General features: G+C 64.3%; 17 protein-coding genes. 4 read left to right on the top strand and 13 right to left on the bottom strand.

Annotated elements, in window-relative coordinates:
* Positions 1-31 precede the first annotated feature (31 nt).
* The gene (gene pncB / locus DDE20_RS13765) at positions 32-1324 is read left to right on the top strand and encodes a nicotinate phosphoribosyltransferase (RefSeq protein ID WP_116559092.1); all 1293 of its coding nucleotides are present in this window, start codon (positions 32-34) and stop codon (positions 1322-1324) included.
* Positions 1325-1596: 272 nt separating this feature from the next.
* Here the strand turns inward: pncB and DDE20_RS13760 are convergent, their stop codons facing one another.
* Positions 1597-2346, bottom strand: coding sequence for an SDR family NAD(P)-dependent oxidoreductase (locus DDE20_RS13760; protein ID WP_116559091.1), 750 nt, complete (start codon positions 2344-2346; stop codon positions 1597-1599).
* A 10-nt stretch (positions 2347-2356) separates the two neighbouring features.
* Complete coding sequence (locus DDE20_RS13755; RefSeq protein ID WP_116559090.1) at positions 2357-3325, bottom strand: agmatinase; 969 nt, start codon at positions 3323-3325, stop codon at positions 2357-2359.
* Positions 3326-3488: 163 nt separating this feature from the next.
* Between DDE20_RS13755 and glpK the strand changes: the two genes are divergently transcribed.
* Complete coding sequence (gene glpK / locus DDE20_RS13750; RefSeq protein ID WP_116559089.1) at positions 3489-4976, top strand: glycerol kinase GlpK; 1488 nt, start codon at positions 3489-3491, stop codon at positions 4974-4976.
* Positions 4977-4995: 19 nt separating this feature from the next.
* On the opposite strand, the gene DDE20_RS13745 is transcribed toward glpK, so the two are convergent.
* Both DDE20_RS13745 and nudC read right to left on the bottom strand, forming a co-directional pair.
* Positions 4996-5424: a hypothetical protein gene (locus tag DDE20_RS13745; RefSeq protein ID WP_116559088.1), complete on the bottom strand. Its 429-nt coding sequence runs from the start codon at positions 5422-5424 to the stop codon at positions 4996-4998.
* A 7-nt stretch (positions 5425-5431) separates the two neighbouring features.
* A complete protein-coding gene (gene nudC, locus DDE20_RS13740) occupies positions 5432-6400 on the bottom strand; it encodes an NAD(+) diphosphatase (RefSeq protein ID WP_116559087.1) in 969 nt (322 codons plus the stop codon).
* A gap of 248 nt (positions 6401-6648) precedes the next feature.
* Here nudC and DDE20_RS13735 point away from each other — a divergent pair, with 248 nt between their 5' ends.
* Entirely contained in the window at positions 6649-8601 is a 1953-nt protein-coding gene (locus DDE20_RS13735; RefSeq protein ID WP_165814528.1) for a bifunctional 2',3'-cyclic-nucleotide 2'-phosphodiesterase/3'-nucleotidase, read from the top strand.
* Between the two features lie 473 nt (positions 8602-9074).
* Here the strand turns inward: DDE20_RS13735 and DDE20_RS13725 are convergent, their stop codons facing one another.
* On the bottom strand, positions 9075-11576 hold the full coding sequence (locus DDE20_RS13725; protein ID WP_116559185.1) for a GcvT family protein: 2502 nt from the start codon (positions 11574-11576) through the stop codon (positions 9075-9077).
* A gap of 214 nt (positions 11577-11790) precedes the next feature.
* Here DDE20_RS13725 and DDE20_RS13720 point away from each other — a divergent pair, with 214 nt between their 5' ends.
* On the top strand, positions 11791-12672 hold the full coding sequence (locus DDE20_RS13720; protein ID WP_165814527.1) for a 4-phosphopantoate--beta-alanine ligase: 882 nt from the start codon (positions 11791-11793) through the stop codon (positions 12670-12672).
* Positions 12673-12825: 153 nt separating this feature from the next.
* Here DDE20_RS13720 and DDE20_RS13715 read toward each other — a convergent pair whose 3' ends face one another.
* From DDE20_RS13715 to ccoO, 8 genes are all read right to left on the bottom strand, one after another.
* A complete protein-coding gene (locus DDE20_RS13715) occupies positions 12826-13425 on the bottom strand; it encodes a superoxide dismutase (RefSeq protein WP_116559084.1) in 600 nt (199 codons plus the stop codon).
* Positions 13426-13539: 114 nt separating this feature from the next.
* Positions 13540-13698: a cbb3-type cytochrome oxidase assembly protein CcoS gene (gene ccoS / locus DDE20_RS13710; RefSeq protein ID WP_116559083.1), complete on the bottom strand. Its 159-nt coding sequence runs from the start codon at positions 13696-13698 to the stop codon at positions 13540-13542.
* 87 nt (positions 13699-13785) lie between these two features.
* Positions 13786-15981 carry a heavy metal translocating P-type ATPase gene (locus DDE20_RS13705; RefSeq protein ID WP_116559082.1) on the bottom strand — a complete coding sequence of 732 codons (2196 nt, stop codon included), beginning with the start codon at positions 15979-15981 and terminating at the stop codon, positions 13786-13788.
* A 10-nt stretch (positions 15982-15991) separates the two neighbouring features.
* Positions 15992-16459 carry a FixH family protein gene (locus DDE20_RS13700; RefSeq protein ID WP_116559081.1) on the bottom strand — a complete coding sequence of 156 codons (468 nt, stop codon included), beginning with the start codon at positions 16457-16459 and terminating at the stop codon, positions 15992-15994.
* Positions 16459-17880 (bottom strand): cytochrome c oxidase accessory protein CcoG, encoded by a 1422-nt coding sequence (gene ccoG, locus DDE20_RS13695; RefSeq protein WP_240608074.1) that lies wholly within the window; start codon positions 17878-17880, stop codon positions 16459-16461. Before ccoG ends, DDE20_RS13700 begins: the two co-directional genes overlap by 1 nt.
* 393 nt (positions 17881-18273) lie before the next feature.
* Complete coding sequence (gene ccoP / locus DDE20_RS13690; protein ID WP_116559080.1) at positions 18274-19152, bottom strand: cytochrome-c oxidase, cbb3-type subunit III; 879 nt, start codon at positions 19150-19152, stop codon at positions 18274-18276.
* Between the two features lie 2 nt (positions 19153-19154).
* On the bottom strand, positions 19155-19370 hold the full coding sequence (locus DDE20_RS13685) for a cbb3-type cytochrome c oxidase subunit 3 (RefSeq protein ID WP_116559079.1): 216 nt from the start codon (positions 19368-19370) through the stop codon (positions 19155-19157).
* A gap of 13 nt (positions 19371-19383) precedes the next feature.
* Complete coding sequence (ccoO, locus tag DDE20_RS13680; RefSeq protein WP_116559078.1) at positions 19384-20109, bottom strand: cytochrome-c oxidase, cbb3-type subunit II; 726 nt, start codon at positions 20107-20109, stop codon at positions 19384-19386.
* Positions 20110-20114: the final 5 nt, after the last annotated feature.

The raw sequence follows: 20114 nt of genomic DNA, 5'->3' as shown, positions 1-20114 counted from the left end.
AAACGCGCCCAATAACGGCAGGAGGGCCGGCATGGTCGATATCGCAACCCGTGTGCATAATCACAACTGGAAGATCGACCCGATCGTCCGGTCTTTGATCGACACCGACTTTTACAAACTTCTGATGTGCCAGTCGATCTTTCGCAACAAGCGTGACACCCGCGTCACCTTCAGCCTGATCAACCGCACCAAATCCATCCGTCTGGCCGAGTTGATCGACGAGGGCGAATTGCGCGAGCAACTCGACCATGTGCGCTCGTTGTCGCTGAGCCGCGGCGAGAGCACATGGCTGCGCGGCAACACATTCTACGGCAAGCGCCAAATGTTCCGCCCCGATTTTATGGAGTGGTTCGAGACGCTTAAACTGCCGCCCTATCATCTGGAAAAACGCGACGGGCAATATGAGCTGACGTTCGAGGGCGCTTGGCCCGAGGTGATGCTTTGGGAGATCCCCGCACTGGCGGTGCTGATGGAGTTGCGCAGCCGCGCGGTGACCAAGGATATGGGCAAATTCGAGCTCGAGGTGCTCTATGCCCGCGCGATGAGCCGCGTCTGGGAGAAGGTCGAGAAACTGCGCCAACTCGACGGGCTGCGGCTGGCCGATTTTGGCACCCGCCGGCGGCATTCCTTCCTCTGGCAGGATTGGTGCGTGCAGGCGATGCTCGAGGGGCTGGGCACGGCCTTCACCGGCACTTCGAATTGCCGCATCGCCATGCGCCGCGATATCGAGGCGATCGGCACCAACGCCCATGAGCTGCCGATGGTCTATGCGGCGCTGGCCGAGGATGACGCAGCGCTGGCCCGCGCGCCCTATAATGTGCTCTCGGATTGGCACGAAGAGCATGACGGCAACCTGCGGGTGATCCTCCCCGACACCTACGGCACCGAGAGCTTCCTGAACAATGCGCCCGACTGGCTGGCGGGCTGGACCGGTATCCGCGTGGATAGCGGCGATCCGGCGACCGGCGCCGAGGCGGCAATCCGCTGGTGGCAAGAGCGCGGCGAGGATCCGCGCGACAAGCTGGTGATTTTCTCTGACGGGCTCGATGTGGATAAGATCATCAAGCTGCACCATCAATTCGCCGGTCGGGTCAAAGTCAGCTTCGGCTGGGGCACGCTATTGACCAATGACTTCCGCGGGTTGACCCGCGACGACAGTCTCGCGCCCTTCTCGCTGGTCTGCAAAGCCATCTCGGCGAATGGCCGCCCGACGGTGAAACTCTCGGACAACCCGAACAAAGCCATGGGTCCCGAGGATGAAATCGCCCGCTACAAGCGGGTCTTCGGCATCGGCGAGCAAGCCGCTATCGACGTGCTGGTCTGACGGCCCGGAGCCGCCCCCTCATCTGTCCAAAAATATCCTGGGGGTGAATTGCCGCAGGCAAGAGGGGGCAAAGCCCCCTTAGACTTCTGGCGAAACACCAAATGCATGGCGCAGAGGGACGCGCCCGACACTGGGGGGGCGCATACCACGAATGATTAACGCGGCGCGCTCGAAAGCATCGATGTCGCCCCAGCAACTCATGACCTCGCCAAAGCGCCCTCCCGGGGGGAGGGTCGGGCGCGGCCCGTGGTTCCCACGGGCCAGATAGTCCCCTACCGCCGCAGTGCCGGTAGCCCGACGCCGGTGCTCTCGAACCCGCCATCCGCAGCGATGATCTGGCCGGTGACATAGCTGGCTTTCTCGGAACACAGAAACACGATCACCTCGGCAATCTCTTGCTCCGACCCGTAGCGGTTCAGCGGGATCGCGTCGTGATAGGCGTCGATGATCTCCTGTGAATGCACCGCCATCGCCAGTTTGGTGCGCACCGGACCGGGGCAGACGCAGTTCACCCGCACCCCGTATTCGCCCAGTTCCGCCGCCTGCTGTTTGGTCAATTGGATCACCGCCGCTTTCGAGGTGCCGTAAGCCACCCGCAGTGTCGAGGCCCGCAGCCCCGAGATCGAGGCGATGTTTACAATCGCCCCCTTGGCCGCCTGCAGCGCCGGTGCACAGGCCTGCGAGACCAGAAACACCCCGTCGAGATTGGTCGCCATGACGCGGCGCCAGCGGGCGAAATCGGTCTCGGCAATCGGGCCGAAATCCGCCACGCCAGCGTTATTCACCAGCGCGTCGATGCTGCCGAATGCCGCCTGCACCTCGGCCACCATCGCCTCCACCGCTTCGGGCTCCGAGACATCGCATATAAACGCTTGCGCGCCGTCCAATCCAGCGCATGCCGCCTCCAGCTCCGGCGCATCGCGGTCGATCATTGCCACGCGCCAACCGGCCTCAAGCAGCAATCTGGTGGTCGCCAGCCCGATGCCGCGCGCGGCGCCGGTGACAAGTGCGGTCTTGGTCATTGAGACATCCTCAAGATTTGGAAACGGCGGGGCTAACGGCAATCGCGCAGAGCATCTCGAACATCAGCGAGGCGCCCAGATAGGCGGTGCCGCCCGAGGGATCAAACGGCGGCGAAACCTCGACCAGATCAGCGCCAATGATATTCACCCCCGCCAAGAGCCGCGCGCATTCCAGCGCCTGCCATGAATTCGGCCCGCCAACCTCGGGCGTGCCGGTGCCGGGGGCAAAGGCGGGATCAACGAAATCAATGTCATAGCTGACATAGGTCTCGCCGCTGCCGACAATCTCGCGCGCCTCACTCATCACATCCTCGGTGCCGCGCTTGTGGAACTCCTCGATCGGGATCACCCGGATGCCCTCGGCGCGGGCAAAATCGCGGTCCTCGCTGTCATAGGCGGTGCCGCGAATGCCGATCATGCAGACGCGTTTCGGGTCCAAAATCCCCTCCTCGACGGCGCGGCGAAACGGCGTGCCATGGGTATACATCTGGCCGTTGAAATAGCTGTGGAACAGATCGGTGTGACTGTCGAAATGGATCATTCCTAGGGGCCGGTCATGCGCGAGCGCGCGCAGGATCGGCAGGGTGCAGAGATGATCGCCGCCCGCCGTCAACGGCAGGATACCCGCCGCGCGCACCCGCGCATAATAGGCCGTCATCCGCGCCAATGTGTCCTGCAGATCCGCCGGATTGGGCGCGACATCGCCCAGATCGGCGCAATTCATCGCCTCGAACGGCCGGATGCCGGTGATCCCATGCTGCGCGCGGATCATCGTCGAGGCGTCGCGCAATTGCCGCGGGCCGTGGCGCGGACCGGGGCGATTGGTGGTGCCGCCGTCCCAAGGCGCGCCGATCAGCCCGACCTGCACCTGCCCGATCCTCGCGTCCTCCAACGGCACATGCGGCAGGCGCATGAACGTCGCGACACCGGCAAAACGCGGCAGCACAAAGCCCGAGACGGGTTGAAATTCGCTGGTCATCGGCGCCCTCCCTGCGGTTGCTGGGGCCGAGAAAACCAGATGTTTCCGGCGATGTCACGCGCGAAACCAACGCCGCGACGGCAGGTGGCCAACCCATGCGGCGGGTGTTGACCTTGCGCCATGTGGCGGGCTTGATAGCACAAAAGTCACGGAGCACCCCGCCATGCATATCCTTGCTATTGATCAGGGCACCACCTCGAGCCGCGCGATTGTCTTTGACAAGGATCTGCGCGTCAAAGCCAGTGCCCAGCGCGAATTTGCCCAGCATTATCCGCGCTCTGGCTGGGTTGAGCATGATCCCGCAGATCTGTGGGATACCACGCTTGAGACCTGCCAAGCCGCGCTCGAACAGGCCGGACCCGTCGCCGCCATCGGCATCACCAACCAGCGCGAGACGCTGCTGGTCTGGGACCGCGAGACCGGCGAACCGATCCACCGCGCGATTGTCTGGCAGGACCGCCGCACCGCCGAAATCTGCGCGGACCTTAAAGCCGCCGGTCATGAGCCCGAGGTCACCGCGCGCACCGGCCTGTTGCTCGATCCCTATTTCACCGCCACCAAACTGGGGTGGGTGCTCGACCATGTGGGGGGCGCCCGCGAGCGTGCCGAGCGCGGGGAACTGGCGATGGGCACCGTCGATTGCTTCCTGATATGGCGGCTGACGCAGGGCCGCACCCATGCCACCGATGCCACCAATGCCGCGCGCACGATGCTCTATAATATCGCCAAGGGCGGCTGGGATGAGGAGCTGTGCAAGCTGTTCAACGTGCCGATGGCGCTGCTGCCCGAGGTGCGCGATTGCAATGCCGAGTTCGGCGAGACCACGCTGTTTGGCGCGCCGATCCCGATTTTGGGCGTGGCAGGCGACCAGCAGGCGGCGACCATCGGGCAGGCCTGTTTTGAGCCGGGCATGCTCAAATCGACCTATGGCACGGGGTGTTTCGCGCTGATGAACACCGGCGCGACGCTGGTGCCCTCGCAGAACCGCTTGCTGACCACGATTGCCTATCAGTTCGACGGGCAGGTGACCTATGCGCTGGAGGGGGCGATTTTTGTCGCCGGCGCGGTGGTGCAATGGCTGCGCGACGGGCTCGGGGTGATCGATGACGCGGCGCAGACGCAAGCGCTGGCCGAGGCGGCCGATCCCACGCAAGAGGTGATCATCGTGCCCGCATTCACCGGTCTGGGCGCGCCCTATTGGCGGCCCGAGAGCCGTGGCGCGGTGTTCGGTCTCTCGCGCAACTCCGGCCCGGCGGAATTCGCCCGCGCGGCGCTGGAGAGCGTCGGCTTCCAGACCCGCGATCTGGCGGGGGCGATGCGCGCCGATTGGGCCTCGAGCGGGGCAGCACCCAGCGAGGGCGTGCTGCGGGTGGATGGCGGAATGAGCGCCAGCGGCTTTGCCATGCAGTTTCTCGCCGATATTCTGGGCGCGCCGGTCGACCGCCCCCATGTGCTGGAAACCACCGCTTTGGGCGTCGCGTGGCTGGCGGGGCATAAGGCGGGGATCATGCCCGACGCCAAGGGTTTCGCGCAAAGCTGGGCGCTGGAACGCCGTTTCGAGCCGCAGATGAAGAGCGCCACCCGCGACGCGCGCTATGCCGCGTGGCAACGGGCGGTGCAGGCGACGATTGCGGCGGGGGATGCGGGCTGATCAGCGGATGATCTGGGCGCTACCCCTGCCCGAGCGCGGTGATCACCCGGATCAGCCGTGCCTCGGCACGCCCACGCATCAACCCCGCCGAGCGCAGCGCCAACCTGGCGAATAGGGTCTTCGCCTGCAACTGCACCTCGGCATCGATCCGGCAGCGCCCCTCGGGCAGATCGGCAAGCGCCATGCGCAGGATCGCGGTGGCGTGATCGGCATTAACCAGAATCGCCGTCACCGCGCCCACTTGCGGCTCGGAAAGGCTCACCCGCAGGCTCTGCGGCAGGTTGCGCCAGATCAGCTGGCATTCCCAGCGCGGCGCGGGCGGCTCGGCGGTGCGCGTGACCTGCGCCCCCATCTCGCGCATCACCGCCTCTAGAGGCGCCGGATCGCGGAGCGCGGCCAGCACCTCTTCGCGGCTGCGGTCAAACCTCTGGCTGGCAGTGATCCTCACCCGCGGCCTAGCGGATCGTGCCCGCAAGCCAGCGCATCACCAACTCATAGGCAATCGCGCCAGCGCGCGGACGCCGCACATCCGGGTGCACACCGGCCATCACATCGACCATCTCTTCGCGGGACAGCCAGCGCGCATCTTCCAGTTCCACAGGGTCCAGCGTGATCGCCTCATCCTGCGCCTCTGCCACGAACCCCAGCATCAAGGAATTGGGCCAAGACCACGGCTGCCCCGCGACATAGCGGACATCATCGCAGCGCACGCCGGTCTCTTCAAACACCTCGCGGCGCACCGCGGCTTCCAGCGTTTCCCCGGGCTCGACAAACCCCGCCAGCGCCGAATACATCCCCTCGGGCCAATGCGGCGAACGACCCAAAAGCACCCGATTGCCGCGCAGCACCAGCATGATCACCACCGGATCGGTGCGCGGGAAATGCGAGGCGTTGCACGACGGACACAGCCGCTGCCAGCCGCTTTGCGCCACCACGCTGGGCTGCCCGCAGCTCGAGCAAAACCGGTGCGAGCGGTGCCAGTTCATCAACCCGCGCGCGGTCGAGGCCATGGCCGCATCCGGCGCCTCCAGCGTCACCATCAAGCCGCGCAATTCGGCAAACACCTGCCCCTCGGGCAGATCGGGATGCTGGTATTCCGTGGGGTCGATGAAGCCGCCGAAGGCCGCCGTGTCCAGCTCCACCGGCACCCAGGACGAGACATCGGCGGCAAAACGTGCGTGCCCCGCGTGATCGCCCAGATAGATCCAGGCGTCGCGGGCATGGCGCAAAACCGGATGATCGGGCGCCAGCCATGCCAATCCCTCGCGCGCGTCCCCATCTACCAGCGGACGGCCCCGCCACAGCGGCAAGACAAGCGTTCCGGGCTCAGCCTGCAGCGCCTCTATACTGGCGGAATCCCTGCGCAATTCCGCGCGCCGCCCGTCCCATTCCGCCGAAAATACGATCTCGCGCTGCACTGTCATTCCTTTCACAGGTGCTGCGTTCTAGGCCATTCCGCGCCCGAGGAAAATAGCCCGCACTGGCGAAAACCACTGCGAATCTGTTGCGACACAACCTAAAGATGTGCTTAATGGACAACCGCGGGACAGCATTTTGTCTTATTTATGCCATGGATTGCCCGCATCACGTTCGGAGTGCCAGCATGCCCGAGCGATGCGTTCCGTGACCGGTTATGTTGGGATTGGAAACCGTGAACACTCGAGGATACGCCTTGTTTAATCCCAATTCCTTTGGCGGCCTTAAGGCTGGTCAGCGCGCAGTTCACCTGCGGGTGATTGAGACCACGGATCTGCACCAGCATCTGCTGCCCTATGATTATTACGCCGACCGGCCATGGCATGACGTGGGTCTGGTCAATGCCGCGCGGCTGATCGAGCGGGCGCGGCATGAGGCGAAGAACTCGGTGCTGTTTGACAATGGCGACTTTCTGCAAGGCACGCCGATGGGCGATTACGTCGCCCATGAGCGCGGGCTGCGCGAGGGCGATATCCATCCGGTGATTGCGGCAATGAACGCGCTCGAGTTCGACGCGATCACGCTGGGCAATCATGAGTTCAACTACGGGCTGGAATTCCTGCGCAAAGCGGTAAGCGGCGCGGCGTTTCCGGTGGTCTCGGCCAATCTGTCGGTCAAACAGGGCGCCTCGGCGCGCCATGACCGGACGCTGGTCAAACCCTATGAGCTCTTGGACCGGCAGATTGTTGATGACAGCGGTTACGCCCATCCGATCCGCATCGGGGTGATCGGTTTTGCCCCGCCACAGGTGGTCGATTGGGATCATCACGCGCTCGACGGGCGGGTGTTTGCCCGCGATATCATCGCCACCGCCCGCGATTTCGTGCCCGAAATGCGCGAGGCCGGAGCCGATATCATCATCGCGCTGGCCCATACCGGCATCGGCGCCGCGCGCCATTACGACGGGATGGAGAACGCCGCTGTGCCGCTGGCGCGGGTGCAGGGCATCGACGCTTTGCTCACCGGCCACAGCCATCTGGTGTTCCCCTCGCCGATGTTCCAAGGGATGGCCGGTGTCGATGTCGCCGCCGGCACGATTGCCGGAAAACCGGCGGTGATGGGTGGCTGCTGGGGCGCGCATATCGGGGTGATCGACCTGCTCCTCAGCCGTGACAGCGGGCGCTGGGATGTGATCGGCACCCGCTCCGAGGTGCGCCCCGTGGCCGAGGCGCGGGACAGCGCTCCGCAAGAGCCCATCGCGGCGCAGACGGGTGAGCCCGAAAATCCCGTTTCGCATTACCACCGCGTGCATGAGGTGGTGGCCGAGGCGCATAACGACACGCTGACCGCGATCCGCCGTCCGGTCGGGCATTCGGCGCAGCCGCTGCACAGTTATTTCTCCCACCTCGGCGCGTTCAACGCCCTGCGCGTGGTCGCCGAAGCCCAGCGCGCCTATGTCGCCGAACGGCTCAGCGATCCCGATCTCAAGGGTCTGCCGGTGCTCTCGGCGGTGGCACCGTTCAAATCCGGTGGCCGCAATGGCCCTGCCGGTTACACCGATGTGCCCGCCGGCCCCTTGGCGCTGCGCCATGTCGCCGATCTCTATGCGTTTCCCAATACCATCGCCGCGCTCTGCCTGAGCGGCGCCGAGGTGATCGACTGGCTCGAGCGTTCGGCCTCGGCCTTCAACCGGATCAGACCGGGCAGCACCGGCACCAAGCTGCGCGACGGGGATTTTCCCGGCTATTATTTCGAAGTGATCGACCCGCTCGATGTCACGCTGGATCTGTCGCAACCCGCACGTTTCGACGCGGCGGGACAGGTGATCAACGCCGATGCGCGGCGGGTGGTGGCGGCGACCTATGATGGCGCGCCGATTGATCCCGAGGCTCGCTATGTTCTTTGCACCAACAGCCACCGCGCCGGTGGTGCGGGCAATTTCGCCGGAGCGCGACCAGCGAATGTGGTGCTGGCGGGGGGCGCGGTGGTGCGCGATATCCTGTGTAAATATGTCGCCGACACCGCGTCTTTGCGCAGCGCGCCGCAGGGCGGCCTGCGGTTCACGCCGATGCCCAATACCAGCGCGGTCTACGAGACCGGACCCGCGGCGCAACAACATCTGCATGACATCGCCCATTTCGCCCCCGAACCCCGCGGACTGACCCGCAGCGGATTTTTGCGGCTGAAACTGGACCTGTCAGGGGGCTGAGACCGAGCGCGAAACCCAGCCAAAGCCGCCGAAGTCAACCGCTGACGACAAACCCCGCAGCGTCAGACCGCGGGCTGGCGACCAAGGGTCGATCATTGCCAGACCGCGGGCTGCCGACCACGGGTCGAACATCGCGCTGCGCGGAATCAAGGCGAAGCCGCCGCGCATCGCCAGACCGCCCCCAGGGCTGGCGATCGGGTTCCGTTAGCGCATCGCTCAAATGATGGATGAAGTCCGCACCATAAAGCGCCCTGCTCCGCCCTCGGGTCGCCATCCCGCGGTCTGGCGATGCGCTCGGTTGTAGATCGTGCCCGCGGGCCGCTCCTCAAGTAGACGAATTGCTAATGTGGGCGCGCGGTTCAGTACAAGGATACGGAACGCGCGAAAAAGCACGTTGCTTGCCCCTCGGCTCCCGTCCCGCAGCTTGGAAAGGCGCGGCGGCTTCGCCTTTACGCCGCGCAGAGTTCGCGGCCCTACCCGTCGACCCTGATCCGCGCATTCGTTGGGTCATAGGGGCTGTCCTCAACCACCTCCGCGTCCCATTCCTGCCGCAGCATCCGCAGCTTCAACTTGGTGCCCACCGCCGCATATTCCGGCGCCACATAGCCCATGCCGATCTGCTTGCCAAAGGCCACCGACCAACCGCCCGAGGTCAGGCGGCCCACCTTCTGCCCATCGACCAGCAACACCTCGCGACCCCATGGATCAGCATCCTCCGGCCCGTCAATCAGCACCGTCACGCATCTCCCGCGCACACCGGTGGCATTCATCGCGTCCTTGCCGTGGAACGCCTTGGACTGGTCGATGAACCGCGGCAGATCGGCCTCCAAAGGCGTGCCGTCGCGGCCCAACTCATTGCCGAACGCACGGTAGGATTTCTCCTGCCGCAACCAGTTCTGCGCCCGCGCGCCGACCAGCTTCAGCCCGAAATCCTCACCCGCCGCCATCAACTGGTCGAACAGATAGGCCTGCATCTCGATCGGATGATGCAGCTCCCAACCCAGCTCGCCGGTATAGGCCACGCGGATCGCCCGCACCGGACACATGCCCAACTCGATCTCGCGCATCGACAACCACGGGAACCGCTTGTTCGACAGCACCGTCTCGGGCTCGGCATCGCGCACCAAAGAATTGAGGAAATCGCGCGACTTCGGCCCCGCCACGGCAAACACACCCCATTGTGTGGTCACATCATGAATGTCGATGTAACCACCACCCGCCGCCATGAAATCCTCGGCGGATTTGCGCAGGAAATCGCTGTCATAGGCGGTCCAGGCCCCTGCCGAGACCAGATAATATTCATCCTCTGCCAGCCGCACGATGGTGTATTCGGTGCGCGTCGTGCCATGGCTGGTCAGCGCATAGGTCAGATTGATCCGCCCCACCTTCGGCAGCTTGTTGCAGGTGAACTGGTCGAGAAACGCCGTCGCACCGGGGCCGCGCACCAGATGTTTGGTGAAGGCAGTGGCGTCGATCATGCCGACCCCCTCGCGGATCGCCCGCGCCTCGGCCTCGACGTATGGCCACCAGTCGCCACGCCGGAACGAGCGCCCGTCATGGTCGAAATTTGACGGCGCATCCAAGGGGCCAAAATAATTCGGCCGCTCCCAGCCATTCACCTGCCCGAACTGCGCGCCCAGCGCCTTTTGCCGGTCGTAAACCGGCGTGGTACGCAGCGGACGACAGGCTTCGCGCTCTTCATCGGGGTGGTGCAGAATATAGACATGCGCATAGCTTTCCTCATTCTTGCGCGCCGCATATTCCGTGGTCATCCAGTCGCCGTAACGCTTGGGATCAAGGCTGGCCATATCGATCTCGGCCTCGCCTTCGGTCATCATCTGCGCCAGATAATAGCCGGTGCCACCGGCAGCGGTGATGCCAAAGCTGAACCCCTCGGCCAGCCACATATTGCGCAGTCCGGGTGCCGGGCCGACCAGCGGATTGCCGTCCGGCGTATAGCAAATCGGCCCGTTGAAATCATCCTTAAGACCGCTCTCTTCGCAGGACGGGATCCGCGCGATCATCGCCGCGTATTGATCCTCGATCCGCTCCAGATCCAGCTGGAACAGATCAGCGCGGAAACTATCCGGCACCGCATAGTCAAACCGCGCCGGTGCGCCCTGCTCATAGACGCCCAATATCCAGCCGCCGCGCTCCTCGCGCACATAGGATTGCGCATCGGCATCGCGGATCACCGGATGCTCGGGATTGCCCGCCTTGCGCCACTCAACCAGCGCCGGATCCTTGTCCATAACGATGAACTGATGCTCGACGGGGATCGCGGGGATTTTGATGCCCAACAGCTTTGCGGTGCGCTGCGCATGGTTGCCGGTGGCGGTGACCACATGTTCGGCGGTGATCTCGAACACCTCGCCCGAAGGCACCAGCCGCCCGCCCTTCTCCGCCATCCGCTCGCAGCTCACCACCCAGGCCTCGCCGGTCCAGCGGTATCCATTCACCTGCACCTTACGCTCGATGGTGGCACCGTGCTGGCGCGCGCCCTTGGCCATCGCCTGGGTCACATCGGCAGGGTTAATATAACCGTCCTGCGGATGATAGAGCGCGCCCTTCAGATCCTCGGTATTGATCAGCGGCCAGCGCTCCTTGATCTGTGCGGGCGTGAGGAATTCATGATATACCCCCGCCGTCTCGGCGACCGAGGAATAGAGCATATACTCATCCATCCGCTCTTGCGTCTGCGCCATACGCAGATTGCCAACCACGGCAAAACCGGCGTTCAACCCGGTCTCTGCCTCAAGGCTTTTGTAAAAATCGACCGAGTATTTATGGATATGCGTGGTCGCATAGGACATGTTGAACAGCGGCAGCAGACCCGCCGCATGCCATGTCGAGCCCGAGGTCAACTCGTCGCGCTCGACCAGCATCGTGTCCCAGCCCGCTTTGGCCAGATGATAGGCAATGCCGGTGCCCACCGCACCGCCGCCAACGACAAGGGCTTTCACGTGGGTTTTCACTGGGGTATTCATCACGCCGCACTCCGATTTCAATCCTTGCCAAGGTTTCGCAGGTCCGCGCCCGCAGCGAGCAAATGCACCCGACCCAAGTGCGCGCGAAAACGACCCGCGCGGCGCCAAACCCATCGATACCATCGCCCCGCCGCTCAGCCCGATTGCCGCCCGCGGCCTGTCGCGCTATCACCGGCCGAACACCGCCAACCGGACCCCGCCCATGTATGTGACGCGCAGCCTCCAAGACATCCGCGCGCAAAGCGCAGGGTTCCGCACGCAGGGCGAAAGCGTCGCGCTGGTGCCGCTGAGCCGCGGGCTCCACGCTGGTCATCTGGCGTTGATCGCGCAGGCGAAAGCCGAGTGCAGCCGGGTGATCGCCAGCCTCACCGAGCCCCCCGACACCCAGACCACTGCGCAACTGCAAGCCAGCGGTGTTGACGCGGTATTTGTGCCCGAGCCCGCCGAATTCGCGCCCGCGGATGCGCAAACCATCGTCGAGCCGGTCACTTTGGGCAAATCCCTCCTCGGGCGCTATTTCCCCAAGCATTTCCGCGCCAGATCCACCGAGGTCACGCGGCTCCTTAACATCATCCAGCCCGATGTCGCCTGTTTCGGCGAGAAGGATTTTCAGGAACTCGCCGCGATCCGCCAGACCTGCCGCGATCTGCATATCCCTGTGCGCATCGTTGCTACCGCCACCCTGCGCGACAGCGACGGGCTGGCGCTCTCCCTGCGCAATCAGGCCCTCGCGCCCGCGGACCGCGCAGCCGCGCTCTGCCTGAACCGCGCCCTCACCCAGGCCGAAGCGATGGCGAAAACCGGCCTCACCGCCTCGCGGCTGCGCGCCTGGGTCGCCGCCCATATCCAATCCGAACCCCGCGCCGATCTGCAAAGCGCCGACATCCGCTGCGCCGCCACGCTGCACAGCATCTCCGGCCCGCTCACCGCGCCCGCGGTGATCCTGCTGGCGGTGCGCTTTGGCCGCACACTCCTGCTCGATCACCGCGTGGTCACCCCCGCCGATCCCGGGGATGACTTGGCCGCAGGCCAAGACGAGGCTGGCCCCTGCCCAACACCGCCCCAAACCCAGCCAGCGCCCTGACCGCCCCCACTTTATGCCGCAAATATCCTGGGGGTGAACGCGCCGCGCGCGTGAGGGGGCAAAGCCCCCGCTGTTCTTGGAATAGCAAAAAGGGGGCCGAGGCCCCCTTTCAATTTCACCGGTCCAAAGACCGTCAGCGATTACCGCCAGCGCTTACATCCGCGAGGCGACGTTTTCCCAGTTGACCAGATTGTCGAGGAAGTTGGTCAGATAGGCCGGACGCTTGTTGCGGAAATCGATGTAATAGGAATGCTCCCACACATCGCAGCCCAGAAGCGCGGTCTGGTTAAAGCACAGCGGGTTGACGCCGTTTTCGGTCTTGGTCACTGCCAGCGAGCCGTCGGCATTCTTGACCAGCCAGCACCAGCCCGAGCCGAACTGACCGGCACCGGCCGCGGAGAACTGCGACTTGAACTCATCGACCGAGCCAAAGCTCTCGGTCAGCGCGGCTTCCAGCTCCGAGGGCATGGACTTGCCACCCGGCCCCATCATTTCCCAAAACTGGGCGTGGTTCCAATGCTGCGACGCGTTGTTGAAGATACCGTTCTGCGCCACCGCACCGGCCTGATAGGTGCCTTTGACGATCTCTTCCAGCGATTTGCCTTCCCACTCGGTGCCGGCAATCAGCTTGTTGCCATTGTCGACATAGGCCTTGTGGTGCAGGTCGTGGTGATATTCCAGCGTTTCGGCGCTCATCCCCAGCGCGGCAAGCGCATCATGGGCATAGGGAAGGTCGGGCAGGGTAAATGACATATCAGATTCCTTTTTTGGCACTCGGTTCAGGGTAATAAGAGTGCGCGGCGGCCAAAGGTCAAGCCCGCGGCGGCAAATCATCCGCGCAATCGGGCACTCCCCCTTCCCCGCTGCTCAGGGTTTCGGGTGGTCGTCGTAATCGCCACGCAGGATGCGGCGGCTATCGCCTTCGGGATCGTCGTATTGGCCGCGTTTCAGCGTCCACCAGAAGGCCAGCAACCCGCCCATCCCCAAGAACAGGGACACCGGAATCAATACCGCAAGAACTTCCATCTTGTGCCGTCCTTCTGCCGGAACCTCCGGCGGGTCTGGTGCGAAACGCGCAGGCGCGGGCGATAGATTGCGCCCTGCGCGCAGGGCCTATCTGAGCCGTAGCGCGTTCAGGCAAACAGTAATCGACGAGGCCGACATTGCCAAGGCTGCCAGCAAGGGCGAGGCAAAGCCGAACAGCGCAATCGGCACCGCGCAGATGTTATAGGTAAAGCAGATCGCGAAATTCTCGCGGATGCGGCGCACTGCGCGGGTGGCGGTGCGCTGCGCATCGGGCAGCGGTGCCAGCGACGCGCCCAAAAGCACGATATCCGAGGCCACCCGCGCCGCATCCAGCGCCGAGGCCGGCGAGATCGAGACATGCGCCGCGGTCAGCGCCACCGTGTCATTGAGCCCGTCACCAACCATCAGCACCTTATGCCCCTCGGCCTGCAGGGCGGTGATTGCATCGGCCTTATCCTGCGGCAGCGCCTCGGCCTGCCAGTCGCTGATCCCCAGCCGTGCCGCCAGATCGCCGACCGCGCCCGCCACATCGCCGGAAATCAGCTTCACCTGTTTGCCACGCGCCTGAAACGCCGCCACCGCCTCGGCCGCCCCGGGACGCAAGCGGTCGGCGAATTCCACCGGCTGCACTGGCGCCGCGCCAATCGCCAGATAGGCGGCAGTTACCTCCAGCGCCTCGGCGCCGACCCAACTGGCGCGGCCCAACCGCACGCGCTGCCCGTTCCACTGTGCCTGCACCCCGTGGCCGGGCACTTCGGTAATATCCTCCAGCACTGCCGGCACCACGCCCCGCGCCCGCGCCGCGGCTGCCAGTGACATCGCCAGAGGATGCGACGAGCCCACGCCCAAAGCCGCCGCCACCTGCAGCGCCTCGGGGCCGAGCGCGTCCAGATTGACCGGCTCGGGCGTGCCCATGGTCAGCGTGCCGGTCTTGTCAAACACCACCGTATCGACCTGCGCCAGACGCTCCAGCGCCGAGCCGTCCTTGATCAGCATACCGTCGCGGAACAGCGTGCCCGAAGCGGCGGTGACCACCGCAGGCACCGCCAACCCGAGAGCACAGGGGCAGGTGATGATCAGCGTTGCGGCGGCAACATTGAGCGAGAACCGCACATCACCGCCGGTGATCCAGAGCCAGACGAAAAACGCCGCCAGCGACAGCAGATGCACCGAGGGCGAGTAGATCCGCGCCGCGCGCTGCGCCAGCGTGGTGTATTTGTTGCGCGCGTTCTCGGCCACCGCCACCAGATCGGCCATCCGGTGCAGGGAGCTGTCCTTGCCCGCCGCCGTCACCCGCAGGGTCAGCGGGCCGGTCAGATTGACCGCCCCCGCCGCGACCACGGTCTCGGGACCGGCGAATTCGGGCAGGGTCTCGCCGGTCAGGAGCGACAGGTCGATTTCCGAGGTGCCCGCGACCACCACCCCGTCAACCGGAATACGGCCACCGGGGCGCACCAATACAGCATCCCCAACCGCCAGATCGGCCACCGAGACGGTCTCTTCCGCGTCACCGGTCAGCCGGATCGCGCGCGGCACTTCCAGCGCGGCCAATTCCTGCGCCGCCGAACGCGCCACCGCGCGGGTGCGGAAATCCAGATAACGCCCCGCCAGCAGGAAAAACGTCAGCATGACGGCCGCGTCGAAATAGGCGTGCTGCCCGCCCTTCAGCGTCTCGTAAAAGGAAATCGACGTCGCCAGCACAATCGCCAGCGAGATCGGGAAATCCATATCCATCCGCCCCATGCGCAGCCCCGCATAGGCACGGCGAAAGAACGGCTGCGCGGAAAATGCCACCGTCGGTACGGCAATCGCGGCCGAGATCAGATGGAACAGATCGCGTGTGGCATCGGTGGCACCGGACCAGACCGCCACCGACAGCAGCATGATATTCATCATACTGAACCCGGCCACACCCAGCCGCATCAACAGATCGCGGCCCTGTTTGTCGGTCTGGGTCATCGACAGCGTGCCGGGGTCCAGCTCATAGGCGGCGTAGCCCAGCGTCTTGAGCCGCGCGATCACATCCGCCGCACCCACGCTGGCCTCGGCATCGACCGAGACGCGGCGCAGGGTCAGGTTCAGCCGCGCCGAACGCACCCCCACCATCGCCTCAAGGTCGCTTTCCACCGTCGAGATACAGAGCGCGCAATGGGCATCCGGCACCGAGAGCATGATCCTGCCGCCCGCGTCGGTTGCGGCGGCACTGGCCCGCTCGACCACCGCAGGGGTGACCGCGCAGGCGGGACAGGCCGAAACGCTGGAGAATACCGGTGTGTCGCTCATCTACTTGCCCTCAGCGGTGGTGGACCAGACCGATGCGCTGGCGAAATTCGGTGCCATCCGCGGCCATGGCCTGCAGCACTAGGTTCCAGTTGCCGTAATCCACATCGACATCGGCGACATAGGCCTGCCCGTCAAAACGCAACTCGGGATCGAAATCCTCGCGCGCGGTGGTCGGGCGGCCCAAGGTGGCGCTCAGACTGGCCAGCGGTGCGGGGGTGCCCTCGGCAGTGGTGATCTCGACGCGCAATTGCCCGTTGCTCAACCCCGCCTCGGTGGCCCAGCCCAAGGCGCGCTGGCGCTCGAGCAGGTCATTGAAGCCTTGGCTCGCGACATAGGAGTTGCGCACCTCAAGCCCGGGGAAGGTGTTAACCGCAAAATAGGCCATCAACAGATTGACCCCGACGATCACTGCAAAGGCCGAAACGGTGATGATCAACACCCCGCGGCCGGTCAATTCCTTGGTTCCAGAAGATGCCATCACTGCGCCCGCCCGTTAAAGACTGTTTCACCATATATGCGATCGTTTTCATCGGCCACGCCCACCCAGATCCGCACCGGCGTCACCAGCTCCCGGGTCTCGGGCGCATCGGGCGCCGAGGTCAGATAGACCCGCTGGTTGAGTTGCTCATCCGGCCCCACCGTCACCGTGCGCCCTTCGACGCCCTCGATGGTCAGGGTGATCCCCTCGTGATCGGCCACCGAAAGGGTGAAATCACGCGCCTCAAGGAACATATTGCGCAGGCGGATGTCATAGGCGTTGCGCACCGAGCCATCCGAAAGCACCACATGCGTCGGGTTGCGGATCGGCGAGATCGACATATCGACATCGGCGCGCACAAACAGCGCCACCAATAGGCCCAGCCCGATCCCGCTCCAGAGCACGGTGTAGACGATGGTGCGCGGGCGGAACACATGGCGCCAGACCGAGCGCGGCGTCTCGCCGGCGCGTTCGCGGGTCTCGTCGGTCAGCGCCATATAGCCGATCAAGCCGCGCGGCTTGCCGACCTTGTCCATAATGTCGTTGCAGGCGTCGATGCAGAGTCCGCAGGTGATACAGGCCAGCTGCTGCCCGTCGCGGATATCAATGCCCATCGGGCAGACATTGACGCAGGCCATACAGTCGATGCAATCGCCGAGGTTCTCATCCTCGCCGCCCTTGCGCCTTGCGCCGCGCGGCTCGCCGCGCCAGTCGCGGTAGGCGATGGTGATCGTCGATTCGTCCATCATCGCCGCCTGAATCCGCGGCCACGGGCAGGCGTAAATGCAGATCTGCTCACGGAAGAAGCCGCCAAACAGAAATGTGGTCAGGGTCAGGAAAACGATGGTGATATAGGCAATCGGATGCGCCTCGAAGGCCAGCAGATCGCGCAGCAGCGTCGGCGCATCGGTGAAATAGAACACCCAAGCGCCGCCGGTGGCGAGGCCGATCAACAGCCAGACGATCCATTTCAACCCGTATTTGCGGATCTTCTCGGCGCCCCATTTCTGCCGGTGCAGGCGCAGGCGGGCGTTGCGGTCGCCCTCGATCCAGCGTTCGACCAGAATGAACAGGTCGGTCCAGACGGTCTGCGGGCAGGCATAGCCGCACCACACCCGCCCCAGCGCCGAGGTAAACAGGAACAGCCCGATCCCCGCCATGATCAACAGACCGGCGACGAAATAGAATTCATGCGGCCAGATTTCGATCATGAAAAAGAAGAATCGCCGGTTGGCGAGGTCAATCAGCACCGCCTGATCGGGCATCTCGGGGCCACGGTCCCAGCGGATCCACGGCGTAAGGTAATAGATCCCCAGCGTGATCGCCATCAGATACCATTTCAGATTGCGAAACGCACCGTAGACCCGACGCGGGAAAATCGGCTCACGCTTGGAATACAGTTCTTCTTGGGACGAACTCACGGGTTGCGCTCCTATTGGGTAACTAACAGCGTGATTTCCACGCGGCTCGCCATCGAGCCTTGACCTCGGTCAAAGTTTTGCGGCCTGAGGCAAAAATATGGATCAGCGGCGAATATTAACTGTGACATAGCGGCACACCGGAGGGTCGCGGCAGGTCGGTAGCGGCGTTGCGCCTGCCCTGATTGACCCTGTGGCATCCGCGCGCCGGTCTTCGGGACCATCTGTCGCAGGGGCTGCCGGTGGTAATAGGCGCTCGCGGGTTGAGCCGGTCTTCTGTCGCGCGGTTTTGGCGCTGCCGGTTGTAATCTGACGCGGCCCTCGTGCCGCCATCGGGCACCTGAAGTGCCGGTGTCGAGGCCCCGGTTGCCCGGAGCCTCTGGGTTTGCAAGCGGGTTACTGGCCACCGCCCAACTGGTGGATATAGGTCGCCACCGCGCGGATCTGCGCTGCGGGCAGACGCTCGGCAAAGCCGGGCATGATGCCAAAGCGCGCGTTGACCACCGATTCGCGGATCGTCTCCTCATCGCCACCATAGAGCCAGATCGCGTTGTTCAGGGGGGGCGCACCGCCATAGATGTCGCCTTCGCCGTCGAGCCCGTGACAGGACGAGCAGTTGTAATCGAACACCTCGGCCCCGGCCTCGGCCAGCGCCGCATCATGCGCCTGCCCCGAGATATTGAGGACATGATGCACGACCTGATCGATTTCCTCATCGCTCAGCAACTCGTCGCGCCCGAAGGCCGGCATTTCAGACCAGCGCGCGTCGATATAATCCTCGTTGCGGATGCCATGGGTGACGGTGATCTCGATGTCCTCGGGGGTGCCGCCCCAGAGCCATTCGTCGTCCAGCAGGTTCGGAAAGCCCCCGGCCTGCACCCCTGCGGCACCGGCACCGTGGCACTGCGAACACTGCGCGCGGAACACCGCCGCACCTGCGTTCACCGCAAAGCGGTTAAGCTCGGCATCGTCGCGGATCGCCGCGAGATCGGCCTCCATCAGCCGGTCATACCAGACCTGGTTTTCGGCATCGACGCGGGCAATCTCGGCGGCGACTTCACCGCGGGTGGAATAGCCCAGAATGCCGGTGGTCGCCGAGTTGATCAGCGGCCATGCGGGATAAAAGACCATATAGATCACCGCCCAGGCGATGGTGATATAGAAGGACCAGAGCCACCAGCGCGGCATCGGGTTGTCGAACTCCTCGATCCCGTCCCAGGAATGGCCGGTGGTTTCCGGATCGCCTTTGGGTTTCTTGTTGTGTTGAGCGGCCATGCTTATGCCCCCTGTCTCTGACCCGCATCCGCGTCCGAGGCGTCTGCCTCGTCCACGGCCGGTCTGTCGTCATTGCGAAAGATCATCGACGCGGTTTCCTTGTGCACGGCGCGGCTGCCGGGACGGAAGGCCCAGACCACGATGCCAAGGAAGAACAGGGTCATGAACAGCAGGAACCAGCTGTCCGCGAACCCTCTCAATAGCGTGTAAGTTTCCATAACACGTCCTCCCTTAGCGGCTGGCGTCGACGACAAAAGTGTCGAAGTCGACCAAGGTGCCAATCATCTGCATATAGGCGATCAGCGCATCCATTTCGGTCAGCTCGGGCTGGCCGTCAAAGTTGCGCGTCTGCGCCGAGTGATAGCGCTCGAGCAAGCCGGAGTGATCCGCCTCGGGATCGGCCTGCGCGAGGAAATCCGCCCGCGCGTTCTCGATCATCTCGTCGGTATAGGGCACGCCGACCATGCGGTAGGTTTCCAGCAGGTCCTGAATATAGCGCCCGTCGATGTTGGTGTTGAGCAGATAGCCGTAGGTCGGCATGATCGACTCGGGCACCACATCGCGCGGGTTGACCATATGCGCCACATGCCACTCATCCGAATAGCGGCCACCCAGACGCGCCAGATCCGGCCCGGTGCGCTTCGAGCCCCATTGGAACGGGTGATCATACATCGATTCCGCCGCCAGCGAATAATGGCCGTAACGCTCGACCTCGTCGCGCATCGGACGCACCATCTGGCTGTGACAGACATAGCAGCCCTCGCGCACATAGATCTCGCGACCGGCGAGCTCTAGCGGTGCATAGGGGCGCATGCCCTCGACCTCTTCGATCGTGTTCTCCAGATAGAACAGAGGCACGATCTGCACGAGGCCGCCGATGGTCACCACCAGAAAGCTGAGAACCAGCAACAGGGTGGCATGCGTTTCGATTTTCTTATGGTGATCTAGAATACCCATTTCAC

This window comes from Pararhodobacter oceanensis (assembly GCF_003076755.1).
Lineage (GTDB): Bacteria > Pseudomonadota > Alphaproteobacteria > Rhodobacterales > Rhodobacteraceae > Pararhodobacter > Pararhodobacter oceanensis.
The sequence above is the reverse complement of the archived record's forward strand: the minus strand, read 5'-3'. Positions and strand labels throughout refer to the sequence as shown.